The sequence below is a fragment of the Ligilactobacillus equi DSM 15833 = JCM 10991 genome (assembly GCF_001435735.1).
Lineage (GTDB): Bacteria > Bacillota > Bacilli > Lactobacillales > Lactobacillaceae > Ligilactobacillus > Ligilactobacillus equi.
Genome location: NZ_AZFH01000046.1, coordinates 1 through 2803, shown reverse-complemented (window position 1 = coordinate 2803; position 2803 = coordinate 1). Strand labels below are relative to the sequence as shown.

Sequence of the window (2803 nt, the reverse complement as noted above, 5' to 3'; positions counted from 1 at the left end):
CCAATTGGATTTCTTCCATCGCTTCTTTTTACGTCTTGTTATGGTGTGCTTACGAAATTACGTTACTAAAACGTTACTTTCTAACGGCTTTGGGCGTTGCTATTTTCTAATGTCATTCAAAGTAAAGTTCTTCCTTAATTTTCAATAATAATTTGGACGACAAAATTATTATTATTTTGATTAAAATTAATCAAAACATTACTATAGGCCTTGCTAATCTTTTCCAAATTAACCAAACCTAGTCCTTTATGGTTGTCTTTCGTTGTTACCCCACGGTTACGTAATTTATCAAGTGAGACCCCCTGCGGAATATATGGGTTAGAAATTGTAATTTCAACTAGATTATCTTCAGTATAAAATAAAATATCTACCTGTGGATGATCTGTCTGTAGACTAGCCTCTTTAGCATTATCACATAAAATTCCCAACATCCGTACTAAATCTAAAGTATCTACATGTAATTCTGGCAAAGGATAAGGACATTCAAAATGAACTTTGACTCCTGCTATCTCTAGTTCTGTAAACTTATTGCCTAAAAATTTACTCAAGTTAGCATTCGTAATATTTTCCAAATCACGAATACCTGTCATCAAGTTCGGCGTTTTAACTACTCTTTTAGCATATTGATCTAACATATTAATATCATGTCTACTTTGAACACTCAATAAAAGATTACGATAATCATGTTCCAACTCGACCATCGATTTTTGCTTGGCTTCTAACTTTTCCGTATAAGATTTAAGCGCATAATACTCCGCCTTTTTACTAGCATAAAGTGATGCACGGATAACGAGGAGGATTAGAATAATAATCTCTATTACCGCTACCAAGATACCAAATCCCAAATATTTATCATAAACTTCTGGCGCAATCTCCAAAGCTAATTGTTGCAAATAAATTACTGATAAATATAAAAACCATAAAACAACTAAAGCTAGCTTATAACTTCCCTGTGAAAGTAATTTTTCCCGAAGATGTAATTTTTCTACCACAATAATTAACGTAACTTGAACTAAAGTCGAACCTGTCGCATCAAATATAAAAAAGGGCAAACTTCCATAACTAAAGTGATTAAAATAATAATTCACCACCATCGCCATAAAAAATACCGTTCCAAAAGATAAGAGAGCTGACATGTAAAAACCATATAGTAACCGATAATAACCTCGCCAAAATAAAGTAACTGCAACTAAGCCATTGAGTCCAAATATGAAATACATCGTCCCCCAGTCATCAGGGATCAGATAGAACTCTATCCAGGGATAACCAAAAGCATAAATGAAGGCCAAGCTTCGCTTTAAATATGATGGATGACGATGGATTCCCCATAAATAGATAAAAGTTAATAAATCCAAAGTCAAAAAATAAAGATTCCCTAAATCTTTATAGCTCATTACTTCCTATCCCAACTTTCTTTGACCTTACGTAAGTAACGGAAGGAAATTGATTTAGTTATCCCACTTTGTAAACGCATCCAACGTTGACTATAGTTAATTTCAACAATATTATATGTATTAACTAAACAAGAACGACTAATTCGAAGTAGCTGTGGATATTTAGCTTCTATTTCGCTCATTGGTGCATAAAATTCAAAAAAACGATTACCAAAAGAAACCTTTAACTTGTGAGATATCGCAGTAGTCTCTATATACTGTAATTCATCTAAATGGTATCGATAATTAGTCTTACCGATTTTAAATTCAAAAATTTGGCAATTTTCTTCTTGCCGTTGTATCAAGCGTTCATAAGCGTCCTTTAAAAGATCAAACACTTCAGCTCGGATTCCGTCTAATCCTTGGGCTTTGTCCACCCATCCCATCGGCTCCACTCGTCGCATCAAAGTTAGTGGTGCCAGTTCATTATGCGCAGTCACAAAAATAATCTTAGCAAGTAAGTCACGCTTACGGATCCAAGCTGCTAGGTCAATTCCGTCAAAATCTTGCTCCTTGAGGTCGATATCAAGAAAATAAATCCCTTCACTAACCTTTTCTTTCTCAAGATAATCCTTAATAGTTTGTGCTTTTTCACTCACACAAGCTAACTCAAAATCATATTCACTATGAAATAGGATAAAATTATTAATAGCTTGCCGAAGGTAGTCCCTTTGCATTAAGTTATCCTCACAAATAAAGATTCGTACTGGCAAAATTTTCGCCCCCCTAAAAAATAGTACATAGTATTGTAGCACAAATACTATGCTATTTTACAAAAATACCCTGGAAATTTATAAATTAATCCCAAAAATATAGATTAAGAAACATCAATACGAACTTTTTCGTCAATTTAACCTATAAATGTTAACTGCCGTAACGACCTATACTGAACCGCCCATCACAACCAATTTCTAATTATAGAATTGAATTCTTCTTTTACGTTATGTTATCAAATTAGACCAAAAGAAAAGACCAACCTTATTCAAAGTTGATCTTAACTAGCGGTGTTTCTTATGAAATTCTTCACTGTCTTTCTTGCTGGGTTTAGCTAGTGTCAAAGCAGCAATAACAAAGGCTCCAGATAATACAATATCCATGTCCTTCCCTCCAATCTATTTACCGATAAATAGATTATATTAAATTAACTTACTTTTTGTCAACGACTATAACTTACAAAAAATAAGAAAAAATTATTGGTAAGAAATTATAACCCAAACTTAAAAAAAGACTCCCTCGAATAACCCCACTAATGAGATTTGCACAACGTTGTTGAAAAATATTTTTTTCAAAGCTTATAATTCGGGAATTTTTAAGGTTTGACAGATTGTAAAATATAAGTTGAACATTTAAGTGGACAAGAAAACCCATAA

Annotated in this window: 3 protein-coding genes; all 3 read right to left on the bottom strand. The window is 33.0% G+C overall.

Going from position 1 to position 2803, the window contains the following annotated elements; translation table 11 throughout:
* Positions 1-134: 134 nt before the first annotated feature.
* Complete coding sequence (locus tag FC36_RS04955) at positions 135-1394, bottom strand: GHKL domain-containing protein (RefSeq protein ID WP_025021563.1); 1260 nt, start codon at positions 1392-1394, stop codon at positions 135-137.
* Positions 1394-2146 carry a response regulator transcription factor gene (locus tag FC36_RS04950; protein WP_035189013.1) on the bottom strand — a complete coding sequence of 251 codons (753 nt, stop codon included), beginning with the start codon at positions 2144-2146 and terminating at the stop codon, positions 1394-1396. The genes FC36_RS04955 and FC36_RS04950 overlap by 1 nt, the downstream gene beginning before the upstream one ends.
* A gap of 457 nt (positions 2147-2603) precedes the next feature.
* The coding region (locus tag FC36_RS12440; RefSeq protein WP_235805801.1) for a hypothetical protein at positions 2604-2803 on the bottom strand (200 nt) is incomplete at its 5' end.

What these genes read in the sequence shown, in the direction of transcription:
- FC36_RS04955 (WP_025021563.1), bottom strand. Translation starts at nt 1,394, where the DNA reads ATGAGCTATAAAGATTTAGGGAATCTTTATTTTTTGACTTTGGATTTA.